Origin of the sequence: Pseudoalteromonas luteoviolacea DSM 6061, from assembly GCF_001625655.1 — a bacterium.
Classification (GTDB): domain Bacteria; phylum Pseudomonadota; class Gammaproteobacteria; order Enterobacterales; family Alteromonadaceae; genus Pseudoalteromonas; species Pseudoalteromonas luteoviolacea.
The window spans coordinates 51,780-78,456 of sequence record NZ_AUYB01000109.1; the positions used below are offsets into that span (position 1 = coordinate 51,780).

Sequence of the window (26,677 nt, forward strand, 5' to 3'; positions counted from 1 at the left end):
CCGGCCCATGAATGAAAATCTACTAAACCAATGTCAGTTAAAGTTAGCCGATGAACTTGCCCATATTAGAGTAAGCTTCATTGAAGATTTAAAAACAAATAGCAACCCTGTGACCTCGCAGCTTGCTGAAATGCTTGAACAAACATCTCCTGCAGATTGGATTGACAGCATTGATGACAAAATTTGCCCTAGTCAGTTTCCAAACTACACAAGACTAGTTCAAATTGAAGCTGCGATGTGCCAAATTGATATTGGTCAATTTGGGTTTTGCTGTGATTGTGAAAAAGAAATCGAGGTGGAGCTGTTAAATCAGGACCCCACAACACAAAGATGTAAGAGCTGCCAATCTAAAGCGCTTCAAAAGCTTTAATATTAGGTAAGATGGCCATACTTGTGGCAGGATGAAATACAATATTTTTAAGAATTGCATAGGCTTGAACGTCATTCAGGGCTAACCGGGATTGAAGCCTATGCATTGCTTGCTGTTGTGACCAAGCATACAAGTGTATACCAACGTCAACTTGAACAACTGTTACCATCCATTGATAAACCGACTCAGGAATATCCTGCTTACACAGTAGCAATGTCTGTTTAATATCAATGTATCCATCACGCCAATTATACCCTTCTTTAGCATCACAGTAGCGTTCAACCATTTCCAATACGACAGGCTTAGATATATTAATATGTGAAGTAAGCGCTACTTCAATCTTCCCCGGAACTCTTTCGGCTTGTTTACTCAAGGCAGTCAGTAACTCATTGGGGTCAACAGCCTGTCCCAAATAAAAGTTCATCTTGCTTTGATACCACTCCTTACCATTAGGTAATTGGTGTAAACCGATATTAGAACGTACTTTATAAGCCCTTAAAAAGCGTGTGAGTACATTTTTTTGCTCACTGCCATAATGTGATGTTTCGAGAAAATCTAGTAACTGATTGCGCTCCAAGCGATTTAGTACAATATTACTCTCTCTGCCCTTATTGAGGCGTTCAATCACCAGCTGTAACCACTCGTCTAATGCCTTATCAGTGACAATACCTTGCGCACGTTCAAGTACATTAAAATAGGCAGGCCAAACCAAAAACCTTTCAGGGTAGCGCTCTTGGATTTTCAAATAATCCAATGCATCTTCCTGCTCACTGGTTAAATTTGCAGTGTCGATGGAGTAAAGAAGTTCATGTCGTGTTTTTAGATAGGCGTCATCAAATGGCATTACACTGCTTGCTTGGCGCTGTCTCTCTTGCTGGTTTTGCGTTAACCAGTTAAGTGCTTTTGAAGATTCTGTAAACTCCTCAAATGAGAGCTGCTGCTTTTGTTCGGAGCATGCATTGAGTAAAAGAAGAATGAACGAAGCAAAAAGTACGACAAAGCTTTTGAGCATGATATCCCCATCACGAAACTATCGAATCAATCGAAATTTAGTCTGTAAAGCAGGCCAATGGACACTGGGTAACGAATAAAATCACTAGGTAGTTTAAGCAAAATACGGCAAAAAGTCGTGCGCTAAATCAAGCTTTTATGAGGAAACAAAAAAGCCCCTTACGGGGCTTTTTCAATTAAAGGCTGATACCTTTACGCTGTGCTTTCTCTTTGATAAAAGAGGCCCAACTGCGAGCAAATTTGCGTGTTTTAGGATCTTCTTGAGCCTTAACAATCGCGCGATATGCTTGCTTGTACTTTTCTTGATAAAGATAAGCTTCTGCTAAGTCAGAGTAAATTGTACCCTTTTTCTTAGAACCAAGTTCAAGTGCTTTATTTAAACGAACAACTGCCGCTGCATATTGAAGGTCTTGTAGCAACAAGCTACCAGCCTTTCTATACAACTCAGCATCATCTTCAAATTTAGCTGCTTCTTCATAGTACTGAGCTGCTTTAGCAATGTTCTTCGCTTGGTGGAAGTAACTTGCTGTAGCAGTAACATTTTGCTTATTGCGCTCAATGTTTTTATCTTTGATTGCCTTTTCAAACGTAATAGCCGCTTTGTAAGGAATTTCATTCAAAGAGTAGTAACTACCAAGAATCTTGTAGTGGTTCTCTTTCTCAAAATAGCCTTTCTTGTATGCAATCTCCATCACAGTTTGACCTTTACGGTACTGCTCTGTTTGCATGTAGAAAGAACCAAGTTGAGTCCAAACTTGCTTGTCTTCAGGGAAGATTTTAACAAGTTCCTCAGCAACGCTAACAGCATTCTGGAATTGCTTAAGTTCAAAATATGAACCAATCTTAAGCATATAGAATGATTTGTTAGGCTCTTCTTTATTTAAAGCAATAGCTTGGTCAGCCGGCTTAATTACATCAGCAAACTTTTTAAGTTCGTAGTTTGCTTGTGCAATACGACCGTAAACTTTCGAGTCTTCTTCACCCGTAAAGTCCATCCAGTCATAATAAGCCTTTTTTGCGCCTTCGTACTGCTCGGTACCTACTAATAGGTCACCTAGCAACTTCATTAGATCAGCTTGATCTTTGAAGTTAAGTACGTCTGGAGCAATCGCTTGACGAATGTACTTGATAGCCGTCTTATACTCTTCTTTCTGAGCATATAGGTTACCTAAGTAACGGTTAACCGTTGCCTGATCAAACTCATCTGAAGCGTCGATTTCAAGCAGCAAAGCGATTGCTTCATCTACTTTATCTTCGTTGTAAAGGTCAAATGCTTTGATAACCTTTTTACCAACTCGCTCACCCATGACTTTAGTCTTAGCTTTTTTGCGCTCTTCAATCTTTGCAGGATCTGGAGCAGCAACTGCTGCGGTGCTCAAAGCACCGCCAGCTAGAGACATCATCAGAGCAAGAGCTGTTGCTTTTGACATTTGCTTCATATCTTACTCCTTAGTCTTGGTTAAGTTTGAAATCAAGTTGAACTTGAATACCAAATTGCTTTTGCGGCTTGCCGTCAACAATCTTTGGTCTGTATTTCCACTTACGAAGTGCTCTTTGCGCTTCACGGTTGAAAATACGCTTAGGTTCAGCTGCGATTACTTTAATATCTTCTACACCACCAAGCTCGTTGATTGTAAATTCAAGCTGTACCCAGCCTTCTTTACCATCACGCGCAGCTTGCGGCGGGTATTTAGGTTCAATACGAACGATAGGTGTTGCTTCACCATCACGACCGAAATCACCCGGGCCACTCAGACCACCTGCCGTACCACCAATATTGATGCTAGGCATGTTGAAGCCGATAGCTCCAGCAGCAGGATTTGACGTCTCTGGCTGTGGCGGCTGCGGCTTAGGCGGCTGCTTTGGCGGTGGAGGAGGTGGAGGCGGTACACGCTTCCTCTCCTGCACGTCTGATTCAGGTGGATTCGACATAATCTCGACTATGATCTCTTCCTTTTGGTTGTCTGCCCTATCAGCTCCACCGGAGATTAGGTAAGACATAAAGAAGAACAAGCCGAAAGTTACTGCCCCACCTGCAAGAAGTGAAAACAGAAATCGAATCATTACTTAGCTCCAGCTATTGAAATCTTCAGACCGTCATCAGTTGCCTTGATTTGGTCCATTACCTTCACAACAACACCGTGCTTAGCACCTTTATCCGCTTGGATAATTACTGTCTCAGTTTGTTGTTCAGCCAATAGGTTTTCAAGGTTAGCGCTTACACGCTCAACATCTACCTGACGCTTATCCATCCAAATCTCACCGTTTTCACGGATAGCGATAAAGATGTTCGCATTTTTCTTAGTTTGAGCCTGTGCAGCTTTTGGCTTTTTAACTTCAATGCCTGCCTCTTTAACAAAAGAGGTAGTTACGATGAAGAAGATCAACATGATGAATACGATGTCAAGCATCGGTGTCATATCTACTGCTGCTTCTTCTTCTTCACGAAAACGCTGTTTACGTGCCATATTTATATCTCTCTCTAGTGATGTGGCAAGCTATCGATTAGCTTTTCTTTAGCCATTTTTGCTCTCGCCTCAAGACGAGTGCTAAAGAATACACCTGATAGTGCCGCAACCATTCCAGCCATTGTTGGTATCGTCGCCATTGAAATGCCTGACGCCATCAAACGCGGGTTACCAGTACCTTGAGTAGCCATAGTTTCGAATACCGAAATCATACCTGTCACTGTACCTAGTAGACCGATTAATGGACACATTGCAACCAATGTTTTGATAATCAACATACGCTCATCTAATTTTTCAGACGCTTCAGAAACCCATGCTTCACGGATTCTGTGTGCGTACCAAGATGTAGTATCTTGGCGGGCATCCCATTTAGCTACAATCCCCTTATGCATTCTAGGGAACTCCACTAATAGGAACCAATAGCGCTCAATCATTAATACCCACATAAGAAAGAGTGCCATTGCGACAACGAATAGTACGTCGCCGCCTGTAGCAACAAAATCCCTGATAGATTCCCACGTCTCCACCAGGACTAGCATTATGCTTTCTCCTTCTCCGCGTGCGCAGCAACGATACCCGCGCTTTGCTCGTCAAGAATGTGTAGGATTGATTTACTACGACCAGCAACAATAGCGTGAAGTAGGATTAGTGGTAGCGCAGCAATTAGACCAAGAGCTGTTGTAACAAGTGCTAGAGAGATGTTACCTGCCATGATCTTCGGATCACCAGTACCGAATAGAGTGATTGATTCGAACGTCAAGATCATACCAACAACCGTACCTAGTAGACCTAGTAACGGAGCGATAGCTGCAAGGATCTTGATGATGTTGATACCAGCTTCAATGCGAGGCGTTTCACGTAGAATTGCTTCGTCAAGTTTAAGCTCAAGGTTCTCAACGTCTTGGTTCTTGTTGTCATGGTACACTTTCAAGATACGGCCAAGTGGGTTGTTATCACTTGGGTTGTTAGCGTTCTTGATTTGTGACTTGATCTTAGCACCAACTACCATTAGGTCTAGGAAACGTACTAATGCGATTAGTGCACCTAGCGCTAACAATGCAGTGATGATGTAACCAACAGTGTCACCTTGGTGCCAACGCTCTTCAACACTTGCTTTTTGAGTGTTAAGACGAAGGATAGCGCCACGAGTTGGATCCACTACGAAAGGAACGTAGCTGCTTGCAGACGTGTTAAGAAGGTCTGAAACTGTTGCAACAACGTTTGAAGCAGGCTGCTTACCTAGAGGAACAATTGACTTGTTCTCTGCGTCATATACAACGTAACCATCTTTAGTAACAAGGTTGAAGTTACCAATACGAGTAACTTGCTTAACATTGATGTCACCGCTTAGCTCTGCTACTTCAGCTTCGAAAGTAGAAGTCTTTGCAGATTCAGTCATTTCAGTTTGGAATGCAATCCAAAGCTCTTCAAGTTCACGAGTAGTTGGCAGCTCTTTAGCAGCAGCTAGTGAACGAAGAACTTCAGCACGTCCTGGCTTTTCAGCACTTACGATCGATGCTTCGATTGAACCGATAGCATCAGCTGATGAACGACGTACAACACCGAACATCTCACCAAGAGTACCTTGAGCATTTACTAGCTCAGTTTCTTTGTCAGCAAGAGTGATTTCGTTTTGCTTGAATTGCTTGTTAAGACGCTCACCACGTGCTTTTTCAGCAGCTAGGTCACGTTTAGCTTTGTTAAGTAGTGCTTGCTTGTCAGCACGCTCAGACAAGAACTCTTGCTCACGAGCTTTGTTAATTTTACCTTCAGAAATACGATTCTGTTTAACTTGCTCTAGGATCTTGTCAAGTGCTTCCGTGTTTGCATGTGCATTCAACGCGGCACCAGCAGAAACTGTTAATGCTGCAGCAACTGCAAAACCTTTAAATAGTTTCTTCATGTTTTATTACTCCGCGCCGAAAATAGGAAGTTTAACTAGTTCTGGGGCAGCCTGACCACGTGCTATACGGATCATGTCTTTGATAGGCTTAAGGTATTCTTCACCTAGTGATTGCCACTGCTTCGCATTGTTGTCCCAAACCCATGCATTCTTTTGATCGAATGATTGAGCAACATAAGCGATACGACCTAGACGAGCGAAGTCAACGTTGATGTTTTTACCGTTAATTTCTAGAGAACCTTGAGAAGCAGTCATTGCTGTACCGTATGCAGTTTCAACAGTGTAAGCTTCTAATACCTGACGGTATTTCTCTGAAGTAGTTACTTTTGCGTTTGAAAGTGTTTCACGTAGTCTTTCTACGCGCTCTAAACGCTTTTCAGTATCAAACGGGACGTCCGCTTTGATGAATTGCTCGAGTGTATCAATCATGCGATACATCAAAGGCACAACGTCTTGCTTAGTTTTATCAACTGTCGCGATCTGACGCTCTAGAGACTCAATGTTTGCATTTTGGTCCGCAACCAAACGTGCAACGTGGTCGTTGTAAACTTTTAGAAGTTCTGTTTCATCGACAGTAGTGCGGTATTCTGCAATCATTTCGATTGACTGACCGTAAATATTATCAACTTTTTCTTGAGACTTTTGAGCAGCCTTTTGAGTTTGCTGACCTACTTTTTGTATGTCATTCAAAGGATCTGCCATCACATTGCTGCTTGCAAATGCCGCTGCGCCAAATAACGCTGAAGCTACAAGACTCTTTCTGATTTTAACAGACATAGTTCCCAACCAACTAAGTAATGTTACTTTTATAATTTTTGCACTCTAACTTTAGAAGAGTACCCCGGATACCTTTTTAGAAGTATCAACCGTGCAATAATGCTAAATGCATTTGCCCATGTCAACTTCATGTTTAAAACTAATTTTGTAATCGCATTTCTAATAAAATGAAATAAAACATCACATTAACAACAAAACAACCAAAAAAAACTTAAATCACTTACTTTTCATACACAAAGCAACTTAATTAACAATTTATTACAGTCAAAAAACAGCCAAAAACAAGGCCCCATTTGGCTTCAAACCTTTAATTACGCTATATCTATCAATCCCTTAGCAAGAAAATTTCACAATAAAAAATTGCATATAACACAATATTATTGTCGATGAAAATTTTTTTCCTCTTCCAAATACCTGCATAAAGCAATGATTTGACGATGAAATTCATCTAAGAACAATGAAATATGGTACCCATCAACCAGTCCATGGTGTACCTCTATAGATACAGGCAGACTGTTTTTGTCATCATTTAATTTACCAAAAATAATTTTTGGAATGCCTAGATTGTCACCAACATGCCTTGCATGTTTAAAGCTACTAAATTGAAACCAAGGCAAAATTGATACATATACCTGTTCAACTGAGGTACAGTTTGACAAAAACATTTCGCCCATCAAGGGCTGTTCCAATCCAACCTTTTTATTCTCTTCTGATTGTTGAATGAAATCATGTATGTTCTGACTGTCGCTTAGTGTGATGAACCTAAATGTATTGTCTGACCTTAAAAATGTACCACTTATCGTTACCTGTTCAGCTTCAACGGGGCACCTGTCCACAATGCGATATCGCATAAAATCACAATGTTCTATTGCTCTCGCTAAACAATAAAGATAGCAGTAAGTAAAGGACAGATCAGCCTGAGAAGCTCTAAAATAAAGTGAATGGGTATTTAAATTGGTAGTTATATTAAAGTTTGGATCAGCAAAGTCTTGATAAAACTCAAAGTGCTCTTTACGTTCCCAAGAATTTAAAGCGATTTTTTTCATTTCTACAACTATAAAAAAAGGGCGAATTCGCCCTTTAGTATAGCTTCAATGAAATTGGATTATAATCCATTCTCGATGATTTCTTGCGCCAGTTCATCGGCGATAACATGCGTGGACTTTTGCTCTTCATCTGAACGTTTGAAGATTTCAGCTAGCGTGTCAAAGATGCCTTCAACGTGCTTAGTAGCGAGGGCTTCATTATAACCTTCAGGCTTAGTTTCGTAGTACACATTAATGATACCACCAGCATTAATTACGTAATCTGGTGCGTATAAAACGCCCTTCTCACGTAAAACATCGCCGTGACGAGGCTCTGCAAGCTGGTTGTTAGCGCATCCAGCAATGATGGTTGCTTTAATACGAGGAATCGTTTCATCATTTACAGTCGCACCGAGTGCACATGGCGCATATACATCAACGTCTAAGTCGTAGATTTCGTCAATGTCCACCGCAACTGCACCAAAGTCGGTAACAACACGATCAATTGATGCTTGGTTAATATCAGTAACGAATAGCTTTGCACCAGCCTCATGTAAATGTTTACACAGGCCATATGCAACAGCCCCTAAACCTTGAACTGCGACCTTTACGCCTGTTAAATCTTGATGGCCAAACTTATGTTGGTACGCAGCTTTAATGCCCAAGAATGTGCCTAAAGCTGTAAATGGAGAAGGGTTGCCACTCTTACCTTCAAGACCTAAAACATAGTTGGTCTCTTTGTGCATCACCATGACATCACCTGTTGTGATATTCACGTCTTCTGCTGAGTAGTAACTACCGCCTAGTCTTTCTAGGTGTCTACCGAAAGCTCTGAACAATTCTTCAGATTTGATGCTTTTCGCGTCACCAATGATCACTGATTTACCACCACCAAATGGTAAGCGAGCTACTGCATTCTTGTATGTCATACCTTTAGATAGACGTAATACATCGTATACTGCATCTTGATCTTCTGCATAATCCCATAAACGACAGCCACCAACCGCTGGACCTAGTTTAGTACTATGGACAGCAATGATTGCCTTCAGGCCCGACTTTTCATCTGAGCAAAATACAACTTGTTCATGGTTATCAAATTCAACTTGGTTAAATACAGCCACTTTGATTATTCTCCGATTATTGTCTGAACGTGTCAGATAGCGCTGAAATTGGCCAGACTCTATCATTAACCCTTTAGTCAATCCAGCAAATGAGATGATCTAAGCATTACCCTTTACCATCACGCATAAATAATTTAACTTTAGAACACAAAAAGGCAAATTAAACCAATATATCTACTAAAGTAAATATATTTAATTAGAAATACCTATCAAAACCAAAGCCTCTGTTTACGTAAACGTAAAGCAATTGTTCGTTGTAAGTATAAATTTACACGGCAAGGAATCAAATTAGTTTGTTAACAAACTTCGCACTCGTTCGCTGTAAGTGTATCGAATAATAAACAACCAAATATTACGGGGGAGATGAAGAATTTACTGGATTATGACAACTAAAAGTTATGGAAGTAGAGTAACAAGAATTCTAAAGGCGGAAATACCGCCTTTAGAATGAAAAGCGATTAGCTCAGTTTGCTATCAAGCTCTTCAATTTTAGCTTTCCAAATTGCTGGACCTTGAGTATGGGCATTTGCGCCTTCACTATCCACCGCTACAGTTACTGGCATATCTTCTACTTCAAATTCGTAGATAGCTTCCATCCCTAGATCTTCAAATGCTACAACACGTGATTTCTTAATTGCTTTAGCAACTAGATACGCAGCGCCACCAACAGCCATTAAGTAAACGGCTTTGTTTTGCTTGATAGATTCAACCGTTGCTGGACCTCTCTCCGCTTTACCAATCATCCCAACTAAGCCTGTTTTCTCAAGCATTAGATCTGTGAACTTGTCCATACGTGTCGAAGTCGTTGGGCCTGCTGGACCTACAACCTCATCACCCACAGCATCTACTGGACCCACGTAGTAGATAAACTTGTTTGTAAAGTCGACACCCTCAGGTAAGCCTTGTCCAGAATTGATCATTTCCTGCAGGCGCTTATGAGCAGCATCACGGCCAGTTAAAATTTTACCAGACAGTAATACTGTTTCGCCCATTTTCCAATCTTGGATATCTTCTTTGGTAAGCGTGTCTAGGTTAACACGACGCGTGTCTTCACCCACTTCCCAAGTTACTTCAGGCCAATCTTCAAGCTTTGGCGCCTTTAGATCAGCAGGGCCAGATCCATTTAACGTGAAATGCACATGACGTGTTGCTGCACAATTAGGGATCATTACAACAGGTTTCGAAGCTGCGTGTGTTGGCGCTGTTTTGATCTTAACGTCAACCACTGTGGTTAAACCACCAAGACCCTGTGCACCTATGCCCAGCTTATTAGCTCTTTCAAAGATATCTAAACGCAGTTTCTCTTCAGCTGTCTCTGCACCACGCTCTTGTAAATCATGAATATCGACAGGGTCCATCAGTGATTCTTTTGCCAGTACAGCCGCTTTTTCAGCTGTACCACCGATACCAATGCCTATCATTCCCGGTGGACACCAACCAGCGCCCATTGTAGGTAATGTTTTTTCAACCCAAGCAGCGACGTCATCTGAAGGGTTTAACATTGCCATTTTAGTTTTATTTTCTGAGCCACCGCCTTTAGCGGCAATCATAACTTCAACCTCAGCACCAGGTACTAAATCCACGTGGACAACAGAAGGAGTATTGTCTTTAGTATTTTTGCGACTTCCCGCAGGGTCCGCAACAATTGACGCTCGAAGTGGATTATCTGGATTCGTGTAAGCACGACGTGTGCCTTCATCCACCATTTGCTGAACTGTTAAGTCGGTTTTGTCCCATTTAACGTCCATACCAACTTTAACGAAACATGTAACGATACCCGTGTCTTGACATAGAGGGCGCTTGCCTTCCGCTGACATACGAGAGTTTATTAAAATCTGCGCGATTGCGTCTTTAGCGGCTTTACTTTGTTCATTGTTGTATGCTTTTTCTAAAGCTTGTACAAAATCAAGCGGGTGATAAAAAGAAATGTATTGCAGCGCATCTTCAATGCTATCAATAAAATCTTGCTGACGGATAATGCTCATGACGGTTCCTTTATTTGCCATTTAGGACTGCTAAATGACGTGTACTTGAAAAGTACAAAAGCGAAGTAGTCACACCACTGAGCCAAAAACATCACAAACCGACTACAAGCCCCGAGTCAGTGATTCTTGTCCCTACAATTAATGTGGCTATTGGTTATCGCTTCTATACTCTATAGATTCATATCTAATTATGATAACCTCCTCGCCCGTTTCGGGCTAGTTTTCAGGGTCAAGTAAATGATAAATGCACAGAATAATTGCATTGCGGTCGACATTTCTCTCTCTACAGTGGAAGTTTTTGAACAGTTTGCACAACATAAGTATGCAATATTGCTAGATTCCAGCGATGCAAAACATGAAAATAGTCATTACGACATAATTAGCTTCAACCCAGTTCATGTCCTTGAAGCGAGCGAAGGAAATGCACTTCTTGACGGCCAATTACAAAATTTGAGTGTCTTTGAGCTATTAAAAAAAGAATTATCCAAGTTGTGTACCAATAAAGTAGAAGGATTACCCTTTGTTGGTGGTTGGTTAGGTTTTTTTGGATACGACTTGGGTCGTTATATTGAAAACATACCAGAGGAATCTGTTGCTGATATTTCACTGCCAGATATGGTCGCTGGATTATATTTGGATGCATTGATATTCGATAACAAGAAACAGCAGTGGTTCTATGTTTCGCAGCCCCAAACAAACAGGCTAGAGCAGTATCTCGAAATTATCCATGGTGTTTCTGCTCAATTACCATCATTTGAATTGCGCACTGATTGGCTGTCAAACATGACTAAGCAGCAGTACACAACTAAATTTGATAAAATACATCATTACCTACTAAGTGGTGACTGCTATCAAATAAACCTTGCTCAGCGATTCCAAGCCCAATATTCAGGTTCTGAGTGGCAAGCATATAAAAAGCTCAGAGCAAATAACAAAGCCCCATTCTCTGCGTTTTACAACCTTGGTGAAGACAAGGCAATAGTGTCAGTATCACCTGAGCGATTTATTTCTGTCAGGTCGAATAAAGTTGAAACAAAACCGATTAAAGGTACCCTACCCCGCTTATCAAATGCTGTCGAAGATAGCGAACAGGCCGAAGTTTTGCGTCATTCAACTAAAGACAGAGCTGAAAATGTAATGATTGTGGATCTGCTAAGAAATGATTTAGGCAAGGTCGCAAAGCCCGGTACCGTTAATGTTCCCAAGCTGTTTGAAATCGAAAGTTTCCCAGCTGTTCACCATCTGGTTAGTACTGTTACCAGTGAACTCGCTCCTGGTAAAGATGCCGTGGACCAACTCGAAGCTGCTTTCCCAGGAGGTTCGATTACCGGAGCCCCTAAGATTAGAGCTATGGAAATAATCGAAGAACTCGAACCACATCGTCGCAGCGCATACTGTGGCTCAATAGGTTACTTGAGTGCATGCGGTGATATGGATACTTCCATCACTATTCGTACGCTCGTATGCGATAATCAGTCCATCTACTGTTGGGCAGGTGGCGGAATTGTAGCCGATTCAAATGTAGACGCGGAGTATCAAGAAACTTATCATAAAGTAAACAAGATACTCCCCATACTTAAATGAAGCTTGAACATATAATTAGTAAATACACACTCTCAGTAACGTCAAACCCTTCCAAAACGTTTGTCGGGGTGCAAAGCGCTGTGCTTGTGCCCTTAATTGAGTTAGATGGCCAAGCTCAGTTATTATTATGTAAGCGCAACGCAAACCTAAGAGCACACCCTAGTCAAATTTGTTTTCCTGGTGGGAAAATAGAAGCTCAGGACACTTCAGTACAAGATGCCGCTCTACGAGAAACGTTCGAAGAAATCAGCCTTTCACGAAAACATGTTACTACCCTAGGTGAGCTTGAAACACATAGCTCCTTGAGTGGATTTCATATTACTCCGATTCTGGCAAAGGTGGAAAACAATGCCACATGGGTGCTATCAAGTGATGAAGTAGATAACGTTTTTACACTCTCTTTAAGTGACTTAATGGACCCCAGACAATGGCAAAGCTACCCTACCAATTTTCGGGGCAAAGCCATTAGCATCAAAGGTTTCATGACACCTCATGGGCTATTGTGGGGAGCAACGGCTAGTATTATAACGAAATTTACCAGCACGCTAATTTAATCATCTAGTAAAACGGTATTTTCCGTCCTATAACGGGTTACTTCTGCAATAATTAACGTTATTATGTGCGCCCGTTCAGAGGCAATGATGAGTAAAATTTATGATTAGTGCATTTGATATGTTCAGTATCGGTATTGGGCCATCTTCATCCCATACCGTCGGACCGATGCGCGCTTCGCGTCTGTTCGTCAAAGATCTACAGAACAGTAAATTAATTGACGACGTTACTGCGGTAAAAGTTGAGCTATTTGGCTCACTAGGTCAAACAGGTATTGGTCACGGCTCTGGTAAAGCTGTTATCTTGGGTCTTGCTGGATATGATCCAGAAACCATAGATGCTGATCTTGTTCCTCAAATTCTAGAAAAAATCGAACAAGAGCAAGTAATTTACTTAGATCAACAACATAAAGCTGATTTTCCTAAGCAAGGCGCCGTTGTTTTCCATCGTCGAAAAACTTTGCCAAAGCATTCTAATGCAATGGAGATCCAAGCTTACAAAGGCGATGAACTGCTACATAGCCAGATATATTATTCTATTGGTGGTGGCTTTATCGTCACAGATGAAGATTTTGAAGCAGAAAAGCAGGCTGCACTTGATGTGCGAGAGCAAAACCCGGCTCCCTATCTATTTGACACCGCTGAAGAACTGTTGAGCATTTGCAAAGAGACAGGTTTGAGCGTTTCAGCATTGATGATGGCAAACGAGAAAACGCTGCGTAGCGAAAGCGAAATCAAGCAAGAACTTTTCAATATTTGGGAAGTAATGAAAGCTTGTATTGAGCGTGGCATGCGGACGGAAGGTATTTTGCCAGGTGGATTAAAAGTTAAGCGACGCGCACCTAGCCTTTATCTAAAATTAAACGTAGAAAATAGCAACGACCCATTACGTGCAATGGACTGGGTTGATCTATTTGCACTAGCGGTAAATGAAGAAAATGCAGCGGGTGGACGTGTAGTAACAGCTCCAACTAATGGTGCGGCGGGCATCCTACCCTCGGTATTGATGTACTATCACACATTCATCAAAGAAGTAGATATTGAGATCGCAACTCGTTACTTATTAACTGCAGCTGCAATCGGTATTTTATACAAGAAAAATGCCTCCATCTCAGGTGCTGAAGTTGGGTGTCAGGGTGAAGTTGGTGTTGCTTGTTCTATGGCCGCAGGCGCTTTAACTGAGATAATGGGTGGCAATGTAGTCCACGTAGAAAATGCAGCAGAAATTGGTATGGAACACAACTTGGGTCTTACTTGTGATCCTGTAGGTGGTCTTGTACAAGTACCTTGTATAGAACGAAATGCAATGGGTGCTGTAAAAGCAATCAACGCCTCTCGTTTGGCACTTCGCGGAACCGGTGACCAAAAAGTATCTCTCGATAAAGTTATTAAGACGATGCTTGATACAGGTAACGATATGAAGACTAAATATAAAGAAACCGCTCGTGGCGGCCTCGCGGTTAACATCATAGAATGCTAAACCGACTTCTTTGTATCTAGAATAAAATAAAGCCGCATATTGCGGCTTTATTTTATTGGTAATGTCACATTTTCAAATAGCGCATCAACGTCATCTTGATTTCGCATTAAACTTGCTTTCTCAACCACATCTTTAGTCAAGTGTGGAGCAAATCTCTCTATGAAATCATACATATAACCGCGTAAGAAGCTGCCTTTTCTAAAGCCAATCTTAGTCGTACTAGCTTCAAATAGGTGACTCGCGTCAATACATACTAAGTCTTTGTCTGCAATATCATCCACGGCCATAGTGGCTAAGACACCAACACCTAATCCTAGGCGGACATACGTTTTAATCACGTCTGCATCTGTAGCGGTAAACACAATATGAGGTTCTAAGCCATGCGCATTGAATGCCTTGTCTAACTCAGATCTACCTGTAAAACCAAATACATAAGTGATCAAAGAGTACTTTGCAACATCCTGAACTGTGATGTTTTTGCCAAGCTGCGCCAGTGGGTGGTCTTTTGTCACCACAATACTACGATTCCAGTGATAACACGGCAACATAATCAAATCGCCATAGAGGTGAAGCGCTTCTGTTGCTATGGCGAAATCCGCATCCCCTCGAGCAGCCGCATCAGATATTTGTTGCGGTGTACCCTGATGCATGTGCAAAGACACTGCAGGGTATTTTTGCATAAACCCTTGGATAACAGGGGGTAAAGCATAACGCGCCTGTGTATGTGTTGTTGCGATATTTAACTTACCCTGATCGGGTAAAGTGTGCTCGTTGGCAACTGCTTTAATACCTTCTACTTTGGATAGAATTTCACGCGCGATGTTTATGATCTCATTGCCCGCACTTGTAACGTGCGTCAAATGCTTACCACTGCGACCAAAAATTTGCACACCCAATTCGTCTTCTAGCATACGTACTTGTTTTGAAATGCCTGGTTGAGATGTATAAAGACTCTCAGCGGTGGCAGACACATTCAAATTATGATTCAGTACTTCAACGATGTATTTCAATTGTTGTAATTTCATAACATTGTTTATTTTTTTATTTGTTATCTAATAAGCGACTTGGTTTACGGTTTACGCAGAGCGCCGAGTCGGATCCTTTCCTAGGCTAGCATATTTATTGAGTAGCTGATAGTAATTGTAACATTTGAGCAATCATATAAGAAATCTGTATTAGATACGACTATACTGAAAAATGGTGTATTCAAATTCATTTACATACACCTTGTTATTAAAACTATCCAATATACAATTATTTGATGTAATATAAAAAATTATCGCCTTGGGTAGTTTACGTAGAGATTCGGGTATGTTTGTTTCCATCATAATATTATTGATTGTTGCTTTGGTTGTAATTGCAGTGTGGGTTAGTGCTATTCAGCAACATAAAGAGAAACAAGAAGCAGAAAGACGCAAAGAGTTGTCAAAGCAGAAACGGGTTATTGAAGAATCCGAAGATGTACTATTGAACAGCTCCAATATACCTATGACAGGCGATATGCTGAGAATTATTCAAAAGCGTATACATGACGCTCTAGCCACAATGGTAGAACTCTCTCCGACATCAAGAGAACTAAAAAACCGCCTGCACGAATCTCAAGAACGAATGAACAACGATGTTCCTAATCTCAGTGACAGCGATAAAGTTTCACTTCCCGATAACGACAAACAGCTGATAGCCCTTGTACAAGGCATCAAAAAGCTGAGACATTTACTGCGTTCAGAGCACAGTAAGGGAAAAGTTGACACGCAGATCTTTGTCAAAGAAGACAGACGGCTTGAAAAGATTCAATTGAGGATTAACGTTGAGAGCCAAATTAAGCGTGGGTTGTCAGCAAAAACAGCGAATATGGTGGGCTCTGCAAGACAGTACTTTGAAAAAGCCTACGCGACAATAATGGCTGTAACCTACAGCGATGAATATGTGACTGAAAAGAAAAACCAACTTGAAGGGTATTTGAATGAGATTAGCGTCGAATTGAAGGCCTCTAATGCATCAGCTGTTAAGAAAAAAGCGGAAAAAGAAAAGGACGACCTAGACGTCCTTTTCGCACCCAAAAAGAAATGGTGATCAGCTAAAAGCAAACTTTAAAATAAATAACACCGTCAATACCCAAACGCTGATAGAGATTTCATCTTTTCTGTTACAGGCTAACTTTACCGCCGTGTATGCGATAAACCCAAGCGCGATACCGTGAGCAATAGAAAATGTCAGCGGAGTCATTAGTAACACAACACTCACTGGTATCGCATCTGTCATATCATCCCAGTTAACCAGCTTTAGATTCTGCAGCATCAACACCGCAACGTAGAGAATTGCACCGGCCGTAGCATACGCAGGAACCATTTGTGCCAGCGGTGCAAAAAACATCATAAGCAGAAAACATACGCCCACCACCACTGCTGTTAATCCTGTTCTGCCACCCACTGAAACGCCAGATACAGATTCGATATATGAGGTCGTGGTAGATGTGCCTAAAAATGAACCAGCCACGGTTGCAGTACTATCTGCTGACAGCGCTCTTCCCAAACGTGGCATATTACCTTTCTCATCGGCAATGCCAGCTTTTTGCGTAACCGCCACGAGTGTTCCACTTGTATCAAACAAATCTACAAATAAGAATGCAAAAACAACGCTTAACATGGTCACTTCAAGCGCGCCTGCAATATCTAGCTGTCCAAACGTTGGGGCAATACTTGGTGGTACAGATACGATTCCCGTGTACTCAACCAATCCAGCTCCCCAAGCAATTAAAGTCACAAGAAGGATACTGATCAGCACACCGCTTTTAAACTCACGATACATAAGCGCAGTGATCACAAATAAACTAAATATTGCCAAAAGAGGGCCTGGGCTGGTGATGTCACCCAACTGCACAAATGTAGCTGGACTCGATACGATTATCTCAGCATTTTTCAATGCGATTAATGCTAAAAATGCGCCTATTCCCGTAGCAATAGCACGTTTAAGTACCACAGGAATTGCTTGGATAACCCATTCCCTTATTTTAAAAATACTCAAGAGTAAAAATAAGCAGCCAGATAAAAAAACCGCACCTAAGGCCGTTTGCCAACTATGCCCCATACCCAGTACAACGCCGTAGGTGAAAAATGCATTAAGCCCCATACCTGGTGCCAATGCTAAAGGATAATTTGCCCAAAACCCCATAATAAAACAGCCAATGGCTGCTGCTAGGCAGGTAGCAACAAAGGCTGCACCATGGTCGATACCAGCTTGAGCAAGCATTGCAGGGTTTACAAACACAATATAAACCATCGTGATAAATGTAGTCAGGCCCGCCACAACTTCCGTTTTAACATTCGTCTGAAGCGCCTTGAGCGAAAAAAGTCTTTCTAGCATGTCTTTGTATTTTAAATGGAAACGAGGCTGGCGATTTTACCACAAATAGGCTTCTTTAAAGGACAAATTAAGTAAAAATCAGCTACACTGTAGGCTAGGTTGTAATAAGTGAAGTGAGTATGAAAAACAGTCAATCTACAAAGGCTTACAGTGGTGACTTAGAGCAACAACTGCTGAATGTGCTCGAATTTGTAACTCAAGAGCCAGATCCAAACCATCACTGGCCCAAAGGACAAGATCCTAATCAAGCCTACAAAAAGGGCCTCTACTACATAAAAGAAAAACAGTATCCACTGGCTGCGAAGTGGATGCGATTGGCTGCTATGTCAGGTGACAACAAAGCGCAGTTCTATCTCGGCCTATTGTTTATAAAAGGACAAGGCGTGCCAAAGAGTGTTTTTCATGGCGTCGCCTGGCTAAGTTTGGCCCAAAGCCAAGGAAATATCGCTGCTGAAAGTACGCTCAAAGAGGTAAGACCGCACCTGACAACAAAGCGTTATTTAGACGCTCAGTGTTATGCCGCAACGTTATATGAGCAGATTCATCAATTAAACCATTTTAAAACATAAAGTTAGTATCACCCGGGATAAACCACAACCAAAAAGAACAAAAAAACATCAAATGTAACCTTGATCATTAGTGCTGTATGAAATACTGTATATATACTGTATAAACAATCAGTATTAAAACTATGTTACATACTTCGACCATATTAAGTACAAGATCAGGTAGCCAGCACAGCAATGCTAGCTTTAATATCGTGAATACTCGCGATGAATCAACAACCAGCTTAGAACTTATGAAAATTTTGGGTTTTTGCAATTCAAAAGCTGGTTGGACATTATTGATAGCACCAGATCACACAATCAGAAAATCAATGCTTGATCACTGTGACATTGACATCAACAAGCTGCTAGTTTTAAAGCTGAAAGATCTGATAGACTTAGAGCATACTCTAGACTGCGCACTAAACAACGGTAACTTTGCCGCTGTTATTACTTGGCCAGGCATCTTATCTGCACAACAAATTCAGCAACGTAGTCTCAGCCACTCTGATACAACTCTGTTTTGTTTTAAAGAAGCTTGTAGTATGCCTGCGTCTGAATTTGCGCATTAATTATTTAGGTTTTTTATGTGTTTTTGTGGTCATGCTCAACCCTTTGAACAGTGCTGTCAGTTGTTTATCTCTGGACAACAGTACCCTGATACAGCAGAGCAGCTGATGCGTTCAAGATATAGCGCATATCGAATGAAAGAGGCAAATTATATCGTGCAAACTTACGCTCAGGAAAAGCGCAATGAGCACTCAGAAGAAGAAATACTTCTTTTTGCCAATCAAGTCGAGTTTATCAACCTGGAAATCGTTGATACAGGTAAGGATCACCGTTTTCAATACGTCGAGTTTAAAGCCTCCTACTTAGAAGGCCAACAATTGAGTATGTTACATGAGCGCTCAAGGTTTATTAAGGAAGATGGACATTGGATGTACTTGGATGGCGAACTTTACCCATGCGAAGAGAAAAAAGTAAGCCGTAACGATCCTTGTCCGTGCTTAAGTGGGAAAAAGTTTAAAAAGTGCCACGGCTAACTTTTTTATTTGTAACTCGTCAAGTTTGTCTTTCAGGTCAACTCACTTCAATATACCAGCCAAAATCAGTTCATTTCTTGGCTGGTATGCTCCCGTTTGATTACACCGCAACCCGTAATTGTGATTGCATTTCGCCACTAGCAAGCTGGTCATAAAACGCTGCGGCATCGATGTCATTATCCTTTCCTGTTACTTCGGGCTGCTTTTGCTTGGCTAGTTTTGCTCGTACAGCAGGTTCTAAATTTTCGACAACTGAAAGTGGAACATGTGTTCTGTCATCGCGAATGTGCAAAGGCTCGGGATCCAAACATTCATTTAACTTTATATCTTCTAGACCACCATCTTTTACAAAGTAGCGATTATACTGCCCAATAAGAAAGTCATATTCTGATGGTGCAAGCGGCTTTTGAGGGCCTATTTGTAGTTCTTTTTTCAACGCATCTTCAGAGCTGTCTTTTTCATCAATTGCTGAGCGTGGCAAATCAAACTGGCTGAAATCGAGTGCATCCTGTGAAAGTGCACTTAGCAGTAATCCAAAGTCACCTCTGCGAGAAGCATGCACACTGATATTCAGCGCCACACCTAATTGGGCTTCCTTGAGTAACAAATCATCTATCTGCATGGATTTTGGCCAAAAAAAACAAAGTCTGAAAATTTATCGGCATTTTTTGAAAAAACTTTAGGACATTTCTTTACATCGCCAAAAACTTTGATATTATCAGCGCCGTTGTTGAGGAGGGGTTCCCGAGCGGCCAAAGGGATCAGACTGTAAATCTGACGGCTCAGCCTTCGCTGGTTCGAATCCAGCTCCCTCCACCATCAACACAAAGTACAATTCGGAGGGGTTCCCGAGCGGCCAAAGGGATCAGACTGTAAATCTGACGGCTCAGCCTTCGCTGGTTCGAATCCAGCTCCCTCCACCACTTTGTACTTTAAAACGCTCTAATGTGGAGGGGTTCCCGAGCGGCCAAAGGGATCAGACTGTAAATCTGACGGCTCAGCCTTCGCTGGTTCGAATCCAGCTCCCTCCACCACTCTTTCTATTTTTTCTTTCTTTTTTTACATAATCATTACCAAGTAGTCAAAATTTCCCCGTATTTTTTCAGGTATATCTTTGCATCCTTAAAATCAGGGTAGTGACAGGATACGATGCTCCAAAATGTTTGGTTGTGAGCCATAACATGATAATGCGCTAATTCATGCACGATTACATAGTCGATAACCCATTTAGGAGCACCTAAAAGAGTACAATTAAACGCGATTGTTCCGTTAGATGATAGACTCCCCCACTTTCTCTTGTAGAATCTCACTTTCAAAGTTTTGAAATCTGCGTTCATTTTCGTGCAGTATTGGGGCAATTTGAAAAGTAAGTACTCGGTCAACGCATCAGAAAATAAAAGCTTTAGTTCGACATTCGCTGTTTCTTTACAAATTAGCCCATTTGATTTCAAGTGCACTTTATTTTGTTTATGGTCTATGTAACTCTCTGCCATACCTTGCATTAATTCGTATTCACGACCGTACACCATAATCGTATTAGAAGACCAAATATCGGTTTGTCTGGTGTTATCGAGCGATTGCTGTTTATCTAAAACCCATTGCTGCTTAGATAAGAGCCATGTATTTAACCAGTTCTTACAAATCGTGTGGGGCGCGTAAACACTAACACCAGAAGGTTGCACCTTAATCGCCACCGTTTTTCTTCTTTTACTTAATTTGAGTTGATAATTGAATTCCATAGAAAATTTGCTGCTTTTTCATTTAAATCTGAGAATTGCTGCTACCTTTATACTTATCTGGAAGAAAAATAAGCTATCATGACCAACAAACCTAAATGCCAGTATATCTCACCTGACGGCCATAGTTGCCAAGAAATTGATATGGGTTCTGGATATTGCTTTTGGCACGACGCGAAGTTTGACAAAAGTGGCTTAGAACTGTCCCAAAAGCTTGAGCGTTATGCTAAAAAAGGCGGTTTATTACAAGGGTTAGAATTAAAAAGGGCCAACCTTGAAGGGTTAAACTTAGTTAAGTTTAATGACCATAATGGGTATGATCTTTCTTACAGCAACTTTTATCGTGCTAACTTGCACGGTGCTCACCTATTCAATAGCACAATAAAAAATGCATCATTAATGAAAGCGGATCTACGAGACGCAAACCTCCACTGCTGTAAACTCGAAAACACAAATATATTAGGGGTTAAACTCAATGCCACCAGAATAGACAACCTCGTACTAGGTGACAAATTACTTCAAGAAAACCAGGCCATCGAAGCCACTAAACAAAAAAATTATGATGAAGCACAAGACTTGTACCTGCAAAGTGAAGAGATTTATCGGTTACTAAGAAAAGGTGCTGAGCAACAAGGCTTATTTGAGATGGCTGGTAAATACACATACAGTGAATTGCGCATGCGTCATGCTCAATATCCCAAATATTCGAAAAAAAGGCTTGTTTCTAGTTTTATAGATATGCTCTGTGGCTATGGTGAAAAGCCAGAGAACGTTATCAGATTTAGCCTAGGCATGATCCTTTTGTGCGCACTCTGTTACTTCGTACTCGGCATTAACTATAATGATGAAACCATTCGTATTAATACATCAGCTACTTTAAAAGATAACCTTCATGCGATGTTAAACTGCTTCTATTTTAGCGTGGTTACTTTTACAACATTGGGCTACGGCGACATAACCCCAGTAGGCATTACTCGCCTCATAGCCACAATAGAAGCATTCATTGGCAGCTTTTCACTAGCTTTGTTCGTTGTTGTCTTTGTAAAACGAATGACACGCTGACTTTCGTATACTTAATCTTCAATTTCCCGTGCTAGTTCATCTAGAAACCTACGCATGAATTCGGTGCGACGCTTCGCCTCTTTCTTGGCCGCTAGAGTATGCATTTGTGATTCAATGTGTAATAGCTTGATAAAGAAATGGTCAAGCGTATAGTTCTTGTCATCGGGCTCTCTATCCGAGCAGAAAGGGTCTCCAGTATGGTATAAATGCCTCGCTATTGCACCACCTACCTTCATACAACGGCTAACACCGATTGCACCCAAAGCATCCATTCTATCGGCGTCCTGAACTATTTGTGCTTCCAATGTCGTCGGTGGTACATTTGCACTAAAGCTATGCGCTACGATTGCGTGATGTATTCCTTCTAATTTTTCTTGAGGATACCCAATTTCAATTAAAAACCTCTCTGCTTTATCCGCTGCGAGCTTTGATGCTTTTGCCCTATCAGGGTGGTTTTTGGCGACCGCAACACAATCATGAAGCCATGCAGCGGGTACCACAATGTCCAAGTCAGCCCCTTCTTCAGTGGCCAATTGTTTTGCAGTTTTTACTACCCTTTGAACATGAGACAGATCGTGTGCTGTGTCTGCAAAGGGTGTTCCAAGCATAAATTCCTTAAATACTTGTTCAAAGTCGTTCATATTGCCAATCATTTTTACTTAAACCTTATCCTTCACATTGTATGTTGGAACCCCCTTCACTAAAATGACAGGATTCTACTTAGTAAGGAATTTATATGTCTTGTGCGCTGTATTTACAACCCGGCCGAGAAAAATCTCTTAAAAGAAAACACCCTTGGATATTCTCCAAAGCGATTAAAAAGATTAAAGGTAAACCTGGACTTGGTGACCTTGTAAAAATATACAGCCATGACGGACAGTATTTGGCAACGGCGGCGTATAGCCCAAGCTCTCAAATTAGAGCACGGATCTGGACTTTTGATGAGTCTGAACAGATTGACCAAAACTTTTTTAAACGCCGTCTGAGCCGCGCACTTCAAGTGCGAGAATATGTTATCGATGAAGGCGGTTTAACGGGATACAGATTATGCGCTGCTGAGTCAGACGGTTTACCCGGTATCACCATTGACAAATTCGACAACTATCTTGTATGCCAGCTTTTAAGTGCGGGTGCTGAAAGGCATAAAGGCGAAATAGTTGCAGCATTGCGCGAGCTATTTCCAGAATGTGCAGTCTATGAACGCTCGGATGTGGATGTCAGAAAGAAAGAAGGGCTAGAAAAAATAACAGGGCCACTTCACGGTGACGCGCCAAAAGAAACAGTATTGATTGAAGAAAATGGCTTAAAACTAGAAGTTGATATCATCAATGGACATAAGACAGGCTTCTACTTAGATCAACGAGATAGTCGCGCTGCACTAGAAAGGTTTTCAAAAGGCAAAACAATCCTAAATTGTTTTTGTTACACCGGAACTTTTAGCTTGTATGCACTCAGAGGCGGATGCAATGAAGTTATCAATGTCGATGTATCGCAGCCAGCATTAGACACCGCAAAAAGAAATGTCGAGCACAATAACCTAGATTTAAGCAAGGTAGACTTTGTCAAAAAGGATGTTTTTAAACTGCTTAGAGAATACCGAGAACAAGGTAAGCAATTCGACACTATCGTCATGGATCCTCCCAAATTTGCAGAGAGCAAAGCACAATTAACTGGCGCATGTCGGGGATACAAAGATATAAATATGCTAGCCATGCAATTGCTTAAGCCCGGAGGCACGTTACTGACATTCTCTTGCTCTGGATTAATGGACCAAAACTTGTTTCAAAAAGTCGTAGCTGATGCCGCATTGGATGCAAAACGCGACTTAGTTATTATGGAGCGTCTAAACCAAGCACCGGATCACCCTATTGCTGGTTTTTACCCTGAAGGTTTTTACCTCAAAGGGCTAATTTGTAAAGTCTACTAACACAAAAAAGGGAGCTTTAAGCTCCCTTTTCCTATCTCTTAGTAGCTACCTTTTAAAGTAACGCCTGAGTAATTATTGTAACCGCGTAACATAATGTGATAAGTCGCTGCGCCACCATTATTAGTTAGCGAGCAAGTTTCACTGTTACCGTTACGGTATGGTCTACAGTCATATGTAGAAGTTGTTGGAGCTTGTCCTTTTCTTACATAAAGGTCTGCATCACCAGTGCCACCTGAAATCTCAACACTGAGAGTCGAGTTTGCAGGTACATCAATTGTGTATGCAACTTCACTACCTGATGCGCCAGATAGACCTGTTACTGGCACACCATTCTCAAGACAGTTAGCACCACAGCCACCGTTGCCTGTTGAAGTGGCCGCCACTAAGCTAGCGCCAGAGTATGCTGAATAACCATGCAACATAATGTACCAATCACCAGCTGCTGGGTTATTGATTGTACATACTTCTTCGTTACCACTCTTATAAGGGCGACATGTATAGCTGCTCTGAGTCGCCTTTTGTCCTTGCTGTAGGTAAAGGTCCGCATCACCAGTGCCACCAGAAAGTGTTACTGTCAATGTATCTTTTCCAGCTGGTACTTTGAATAGGTAGTGAGTTTCGCTACCTGATGCACCACTTGCACTTACAGAAACGCCATCATCTAACTCTGGTAAAGTTGGTGGTGGAGGTGGAGGCGTGCTATCTGCAAGCGAGAACAATAGCTCATTTGGAGAACCTGATTTTGCATCGCTTACTTTATCTTTTGAGCTGCGCGAGCTTAATAAAGAATCAATTTGACTAGGAGTTAAGCCTGGATTTTCATCCAAGTACAAGGCAACAACACCAGCAACGTGCGGTGCAGCCATCGAAGTACCACTAATTGTATTCGTTGCCGAATCAGAGTTGTACCATGCCGACTTAATGCTTGAACCTGGCGCATAAATATCAAGACAGTTACCATAGTTAGAGAAGCTTGAACGCGCATCAGAACTTGTTGTTGAACCAACAGTTACCGCGTCAGCAGCTCTAGCAGGAGAGTAGTTACATGCATTGCTGTTGTCATTACCAGCTGCAACTACAAAGGTTACTCCAGAAGCGACAGCCGTGTTTACAGCATCATCAACTGCTTGAGAAACACCACCTCCTAAACTCATATTTGCAACAGAAGGGCCCGATGCATTATCTTTAACCCAGTTGATACCTGAGATAACACCAGAGTATGAACCTGAACCATTACAGCCAAGAACACGAACGCCAACCACGTTTACATTCTTAGCAACACCATATGCTCCGCCACCAATAGTGCCCGCAACGTGAGTACCATGACCGTTACAATCACTTGAATCTGCATCGTTATCTACAAAGTCATAACCGTGGCTTGCACGACCACCGAATTCAGCATGTGATATACGTACACCTGTATCGATTACATAAGCTGTAACACCAGAACCGTCATAGTCATAGTGATAGTTACTGTTTAGAGGTAAGTCTCTTTGGTCTACCCTGTCTAAGCCCCAAATTGCATTCCCTTGATCTGCGCTTGCATCTACCATAGGCGTAATCGTTACGATCTGGTCTTGCTCAATGTAGTCAACACTAGGGTTATTAAGTAGTTCTTTTATTTTTTGCTTAGATGCATTTACAACTACACCATTTAAAACACCATTGAAACTCTTAGTAACTTGCACATTATGCTGAGTAGTCAGAGCTTGAGCTTGGCTCGTAGCATAGCTAGAAATTGCTGCACTATTTGCTGCATTTAGCACTGTAGGGGTTTTAAATACGACGATGTACTGGTCCTCAATCGCTTTACTTTGGTCAACCGACATCATTTCAGCTTGAGCTAAACAGCTACCTGACATGCCTGCCAATACCGCAAAAGCGAGTGTGTTTAATTTACGCATACTTGTTCCTTTATTATGTCATTTGGTTAATTTCCAATCAAAATGTAGCGCAATTGTAGAATTAATACACAACAAATTTAACTTAAATTTAACCTGATCCACCTTATTTTGTAAGCAAAAATTTACAATAGAAAGTTTTATTCATTAATTTCAATCCTTAAACAAACATAATTCAAGTTGAGTCATTATTTTGATAAAAAATTATGCCGTAAATTTCTAAAAGGACACTTTAAGTAAACTTTTCATATAGTTATTCCAATTCAAAGATAATGCGCGATTGAAATTTATACTTTGAAAAATTAAGCAATAGTGAAAAAAGGAATAAGCAAGGCCAAGAACTTAGTTTTTTCAACATATAAATACATGACAATATTTCAAGGTCACTAAGATACCAATTGGAAATAATGCAAATTAGCGCAGCTTTTACTGCTCTTTTTTGTATTTGCAGTGGGAAATAACGAAGGAGCAACCACATATACAGAGAATATCGTGACGCTCAGAGGTAGTAATACTCAATGCTGGGCTTCATTGTCAAAGTATGCAGCTATGACATTATCTTTAGCCAAAGGCTTGTTACACAGAGGTTCAAAGTGCTAATAACAGCAATCGAAGCTGCATTACGCAAGATAGGTGCAAAAGGCTACTGACTGCGAACGCAGTGAGTACAGTTCTTTTGCACAAGGGTGACGAATGACCGAAACAAAGTTTCGCAGCATGAGGAAGTGAGCGCATGGATGCGCGATGGGACCCAGCTTTATCGTGCGAAAGGTTTATGACACAGCGCGAAGCGCTGGCATTCTTTTCGCGCAAGGTGAAATGAAT

26 protein-coding genes and 3 tRNA genes are annotated in these 26,677 nt (G+C 41.3%); 13 read left to right on the forward strand and 16 right to left on the reverse strand.

Annotation, left to right across the window (positions count from 1 at the left end; translation table 11 throughout):
• The first annotated feature begins 7 nt into the window (after positions 1-7).
• Complete coding sequence (locus tag N475_RS14930; RefSeq protein WP_063357091.1) at positions 8-370, forward strand: TraR/DksA family transcriptional regulator; 363 nt, start codon at positions 8-10, stop codon at positions 368-370.
• On the opposite strand, the gene N475_RS14935 is transcribed toward N475_RS14930, so the two are convergent.
• The 10 genes from N475_RS14935 to N475_RS14980 form a co-directional block, all read right to left on the reverse strand.
• Entirely contained in the window at positions 348-1,382 is a 1,035-nt protein-coding gene (locus N475_RS14935; RefSeq protein WP_081215918.1) for a hypothetical protein, read from the reverse strand. The genes N475_RS14930 and N475_RS14935 overlap by 23 nt on opposite strands.
• Positions 1,383-1,557: 175 nt before the next feature.
• The gene (locus N475_RS14940; RefSeq protein ID WP_063357092.1) at positions 1,558-2,820 is read right to left on the reverse strand and encodes a tetratricopeptide repeat protein; all 1,263 of its coding nucleotides are present in this window, start codon (positions 2,818-2,820) and stop codon (positions 1,558-1,560) included.
• A gap of 10 nt (positions 2,821-2,830) precedes the next feature.
• On the reverse strand, positions 2,831-3,445 hold the full coding sequence (locus tag N475_RS14945; protein WP_063357093.1) for an energy transducer TonB: 615 nt from the start codon (positions 3,443-3,445) through the stop codon (positions 2,831-2,833).
• Positions 3,445-3,849: an ExbD/TolR family protein gene (locus tag N475_RS14950; RefSeq protein WP_023402250.1), complete on the reverse strand. Its 405-nt coding sequence runs from the start codon at positions 3,847-3,849 to the stop codon at positions 3,445-3,447. Before N475_RS14950 ends, N475_RS14945 begins: the two co-directional genes overlap by 1 nt.
• A 14-nt stretch (positions 3,850-3,863) precedes the next feature.
• Complete coding sequence (locus N475_RS14955) at positions 3,864-4,388, reverse strand: MotA/TolQ/ExbB proton channel family protein (RefSeq protein WP_023402251.1); 525 nt, start codon at positions 4,386-4,388, stop codon at positions 3,864-3,866.
• Positions 4,388-5,752 carry a MotA/TolQ/ExbB proton channel family protein gene (locus N475_RS14960; RefSeq protein WP_063357094.1) on the reverse strand — a complete coding sequence of 455 codons (1,365 nt, stop codon included), beginning with the start codon at positions 5,750-5,752 and terminating at the stop codon, positions 4,388-4,390. The genes N475_RS14955 and N475_RS14960 overlap by 1 nt, the downstream gene beginning before the upstream one ends.
• Before the next feature lie 6 nt (positions 5,753-5,758).
• A complete protein-coding gene (locus N475_RS14965) occupies positions 5,759-6,529 on the reverse strand; it encodes a DUF3450 domain-containing protein (protein ID WP_063357095.1) in 771 nt (256 codons plus the stop codon).
• Between the two features lie 377 nt (positions 6,530-6,906).
• Positions 6,907-7,575: a CatA-like O-acetyltransferase gene (locus N475_RS14970; protein ID WP_063357096.1), complete on the reverse strand. Its 669-nt coding sequence runs from the start codon at positions 7,573-7,575 to the stop codon at positions 6,907-6,909.
• A gap of 59 nt (positions 7,576-7,634) precedes the next feature.
• Positions 7,635-8,675, reverse strand: a complete 1,041-nt coding sequence (locus tag N475_RS14975) for a Leu/Phe/Val dehydrogenase (protein ID WP_063357114.1) — start codon at positions 8,673-8,675, stop codon at positions 7,635-7,637.
• Between the two features lie 458 nt (positions 8,676-9,133).
• Positions 9,134-10,660, reverse strand: coding sequence for a fumarate hydratase (locus N475_RS14980; RefSeq protein ID WP_063357097.1), 1,527 nt, complete (start codon positions 10,658-10,660; stop codon positions 9,134-9,136).
• 237 nt (positions 10,661-10,897) lie between these two features.
• Here N475_RS14980 and pabB point away from each other — a divergent pair, with 237 nt between their 5' ends.
• The 3 genes from pabB to N475_RS14995 all read left to right on the forward strand — a co-directional run bounded on the left by pabB (position 10,898) and on the right by N475_RS14995 (position 14,275).
• Positions 10,898-12,244, forward strand: coding sequence for an aminodeoxychorismate synthase component I (gene pabB / locus N475_RS14985; RefSeq protein WP_063357098.1), 1,347 nt, complete (start codon positions 10,898-10,900; stop codon positions 12,242-12,244).
• Positions 12,241-12,798, forward strand: a complete 558-nt coding sequence (locus N475_RS14990; RefSeq protein ID WP_063357099.1) for an NUDIX hydrolase — start codon at positions 12,241-12,243, stop codon at positions 12,796-12,798. The genes pabB and N475_RS14990 overlap by 4 nt, the downstream gene beginning before the upstream one ends.
• Before the next feature lie 100 nt (positions 12,799-12,898).
• A complete protein-coding gene (locus N475_RS14995) occupies positions 12,899-14,275 on the forward strand; it encodes an L-serine ammonia-lyase (protein ID WP_063365512.1) in 1,377 nt (458 codons plus the stop codon).
• Positions 14,276-14,322: 47 nt separating this feature from the next.
• Here N475_RS14995 and cysB read toward each other — a convergent pair whose 3' ends face one another.
• Positions 14,323-15,300 (reverse strand): HTH-type transcriptional regulator CysB, encoded by a 978-nt coding sequence (gene cysB, locus N475_RS15000; RefSeq protein WP_063357101.1) that lies wholly within the window; start codon positions 15,298-15,300, stop codon positions 14,323-14,325.
• Positions 15,301-15,586: 286 nt separating this feature from the next.
• Here cysB and N475_RS15005 point away from each other — a divergent pair, with 286 nt between their 5' ends.
• Positions 15,587-16,348, forward strand: coding sequence for a hypothetical protein (locus tag N475_RS15005; RefSeq protein ID WP_063357102.1), 762 nt, complete (start codon positions 15,587-15,589; stop codon positions 16,346-16,348).
• Here N475_RS15005 and N475_RS15010 read toward each other — a convergent pair whose 3' ends face one another.
• A complete protein-coding gene (locus N475_RS15010) occupies positions 16,349-17,638 on the reverse strand; it encodes an NCS2 family permease (RefSeq protein WP_063365513.1) in 1,290 nt (429 codons plus the stop codon).
• A 119-nt stretch (positions 17,639-17,757) separates the two neighbouring features.
• Here N475_RS15010 and N475_RS15015 point away from each other — a divergent pair, with 119 nt between their 5' ends.
• From N475_RS15015 to N475_RS15025, 3 genes are all read left to right on the forward strand, one after another.
• Positions 17,758-18,207 carry a tetratricopeptide repeat protein gene (locus N475_RS15015; protein ID WP_063357104.1) on the forward strand — a complete coding sequence of 150 codons (450 nt, stop codon included), beginning with the start codon at positions 17,758-17,760 and terminating at the stop codon, positions 18,205-18,207.
• A gap of 122 nt (positions 18,208-18,329) precedes the next feature.
• The gene (locus N475_RS15020) at positions 18,330-18,755 is read left to right on the forward strand and encodes a SulA-like leucine-rich domain-containing protein (protein WP_063357105.1); all 426 of its coding nucleotides are present in this window, start codon (positions 18,330-18,332) and stop codon (positions 18,753-18,755) included.
• A gap of 15 nt (positions 18,756-18,770) precedes the next feature.
• Positions 18,771-19,226 (forward strand): YchJ family protein, encoded by a 456-nt coding sequence (locus N475_RS15025; RefSeq protein WP_063365514.1) that lies wholly within the window; start codon positions 18,771-18,773, stop codon positions 19,224-19,226.
• A 100-nt stretch (positions 19,227-19,326) separates the two neighbouring features.
• Here the strand turns inward: N475_RS15025 and N475_RS15030 are convergent, their stop codons facing one another.
• Positions 19,327-19,848, reverse strand: coding sequence for a VC2046/SO_2500 family protein (locus N475_RS15030; protein ID WP_063357107.1), 522 nt, complete (start codon positions 19,846-19,848; stop codon positions 19,327-19,329).
• Positions 19,849-19,960: 112 nt separating this feature from the next.
• On the opposite strand from N475_RS15030, the gene N475_RS15035 reads away from it, so the two are divergent.
• The 3 genes from N475_RS15035 to N475_RS15045 all read left to right on the forward strand — a co-directional run bounded on the left by N475_RS15035 (position 19,961) and on the right by N475_RS15045 (position 20,260).
• Positions 19,961-20,045, forward strand: a tRNA-Tyr gene (locus N475_RS15035).
• Positions 20,046-20,064: 19 nt separating this feature from the next.
• Positions 20,065-20,149 (forward strand) — tRNA-Tyr (locus tag N475_RS15040).
• A 26-nt stretch (positions 20,150-20,175) separates the two neighbouring features.
• A tRNA-Tyr gene (locus tag N475_RS15045) sits at positions 20,176-20,260 on the forward strand.
• 36 nt (positions 20,261-20,296) lie between these two features.
• Here N475_RS15045 and N475_RS15050 read toward each other — a convergent pair.
• Positions 20,297-20,965 carry a M48 family metallopeptidase gene (locus tag N475_RS15050; protein WP_063365515.1) on the reverse strand — a complete coding sequence of 223 codons (669 nt, stop codon included), beginning with the start codon at positions 20,963-20,965 and terminating at the stop codon, positions 20,297-20,299.
• A 78-nt stretch (positions 20,966-21,043) separates the two neighbouring features.
• On the opposite strand from N475_RS15050, the gene N475_RS15055 reads away from it, so the two are divergent.
• Positions 21,044-22,024 (forward strand): ion channel, encoded by a 981-nt coding sequence (locus tag N475_RS15055; protein ID WP_063357109.1) that lies wholly within the window; start codon positions 21,044-21,046, stop codon positions 22,022-22,024.
• An 11-nt stretch (positions 22,025-22,035) separates the two neighbouring features.
• Here the strand turns inward: N475_RS15055 and N475_RS15060 are convergent, their stop codons facing one another.
• Positions 22,036-22,665: an HD domain-containing protein gene (locus N475_RS15060; RefSeq protein WP_227008434.1), complete on the reverse strand. Its 630-nt coding sequence runs from the start codon at positions 22,663-22,665 to the stop codon at positions 22,036-22,038.
• A gap of 95 nt (positions 22,666-22,760) precedes the next feature.
• On the opposite strand from N475_RS15060, the gene N475_RS15065 reads away from it, so the two are divergent.
• A complete protein-coding gene (locus N475_RS15065; protein ID WP_063357111.1) occupies positions 22,761-23,951 on the forward strand; it encodes a class I SAM-dependent methyltransferase in 1,191 nt (396 codons plus the stop codon).
• A 38-nt stretch (positions 23,952-23,989) separates the two neighbouring features.
• Here the strand turns inward: N475_RS15065 and N475_RS15070 are convergent, their stop codons facing one another.
• Complete coding sequence (locus tag N475_RS15070) at positions 23,990-25,855, reverse strand: S8 family peptidase (RefSeq protein ID WP_063357112.1); 1,866 nt, start codon at positions 25,853-25,855, stop codon at positions 23,990-23,992.
• Positions 25,856-26,677 lie beyond the last annotated feature (822 nt).

Bases quoted from the DNA above. Each gene is read 5' to 3' on its own strand.
- N475_RS14930 (WP_063357091.1), top strand. From the start codon at position 8: ATGAATGAAAATCTACTAAACCAATGTCAGTTAAAGTTAGCCGATGAA.
- N475_RS14935 (WP_081215918.1), bottom strand. From the start codon at position 1,382: ATGCTCAAAAGCTTTGTCGTACTTTTTGCTTCGTTCATTCTTCTTTTA.
- N475_RS14940 (WP_063357092.1), bottom strand. From the start codon at position 2,820: ATGAAGCAAATGTCAAAAGCAACAGCTCTTGCTCTGATGATGTCTCTA.
- N475_RS14945 (WP_063357093.1), bottom strand. From the start codon at position 3,445: ATGATTCGATTTCTGTTTTCACTTCTTGCAGGTGGGGCAGTAACTTTC.
- N475_RS14950 (WP_023402250.1), bottom strand. From the start codon at position 3,849: ATGGCACGTAAACAGCGTTTTCGTGAAGAAGAAGAAGCAGCAGTAGAT.
- N475_RS14955 (WP_023402251.1), bottom strand. From the start codon at position 4,388: ATGCTAGTCCTGGTGGAGACGTGGGAATCTATCAGGGATTTTGTTGCT.
- N475_RS14960 (WP_063357094.1), bottom strand. From the start codon at position 5,752: ATGAAGAAACTATTTAAAGGTTTTGCAGTTGCTGCAGCATTAACAGTT.
- N475_RS14965 (WP_063357095.1), bottom strand. From the start codon at position 6,529: ATGTCTGTTAAAATCAGAAAGAGTCTTGTAGCTTCAGCGTTATTTGGC.
- N475_RS14970 (WP_063357096.1), bottom strand. From the start codon at position 7,575: ATGAAAAAAATCGCTTTAAATTCTTGGGAACGTAAAGAGCACTTTGAG.
- N475_RS14980 (WP_063357097.1), bottom strand. From the start codon at position 10,660: ATGAGCATTATCCGTCAGCAAGATTTTATTGATAGCATTGAAGATGCG.
- pabB (WP_063357098.1), top strand. From the start codon at position 10,898: ATGATAAATGCACAGAATAATTGCATTGCGGTCGACATTTCTCTCTCT.
- N475_RS14990 (WP_063357099.1), top strand. From the start codon at position 12,241: ATGAAGCTTGAACATATAATTAGTAAATACACACTCTCAGTAACGTCA.
- N475_RS14995 (WP_063365512.1), top strand. From the start codon at position 12,899: ATGATTAGTGCATTTGATATGTTCAGTATCGGTATTGGGCCATCTTCA.
- cysB (WP_063357101.1), bottom strand. From the start codon at position 15,300: ATGAAATTACAACAATTGAAATACATCGTTGAAGTACTGAATCATAAT.
- N475_RS15005 (WP_063357102.1), top strand. From the start codon at position 15,587: ATGTTTGTTTCCATCATAATATTATTGATTGTTGCTTTGGTTGTAATT.
- N475_RS15010 (WP_063365513.1), bottom strand. From the start codon at position 17,638: ATGCTAGAAAGACTTTTTTCGCTCAAGGCGCTTCAGACGAATGTTAAA.
- N475_RS15015 (WP_063357104.1), top strand. From the start codon at position 17,758: ATGAAAAACAGTCAATCTACAAAGGCTTACAGTGGTGACTTAGAGCAA.
- N475_RS15020 (WP_063357105.1), top strand. From the start codon at position 18,330: ATGTTACATACTTCGACCATATTAAGTACAAGATCAGGTAGCCAGCAC.
- N475_RS15025 (WP_063365514.1), top strand. From the start codon at position 18,771: ATGTGTTTTTGTGGTCATGCTCAACCCTTTGAACAGTGCTGTCAGTTG.
- N475_RS15030 (WP_063357107.1), bottom strand. From the start codon at position 19,848: ATGCAGATAGATGATTTGTTACTCAAGGAAGCCCAATTAGGTGTGGCG.
- N475_RS15050 (WP_063365515.1), bottom strand. From the start codon at position 20,965: ATGGAATTCAATTATCAACTCAAATTAAGTAAAAGAAGAAAAACGGTG.
- N475_RS15055 (WP_063357109.1), top strand. From the start codon at position 21,044: ATGACCAACAAACCTAAATGCCAGTATATCTCACCTGACGGCCATAGT.
- N475_RS15060 (WP_227008434.1), bottom strand. From the start codon at position 22,665: ATGAACGACTTTGAACAAGTATTTAAGGAATTTATGCTTGGAACACCC.
- N475_RS15065 (WP_063357111.1), top strand. From the start codon at position 22,761: ATGTCTTGTGCGCTGTATTTACAACCCGGCCGAGAAAAATCTCTTAAA.
- N475_RS15070 (WP_063357112.1), bottom strand. From the start codon at position 25,855: ATGCGTAAATTAAACACACTCGCTTTTGCGGTATTGGCAGGCATGTCA.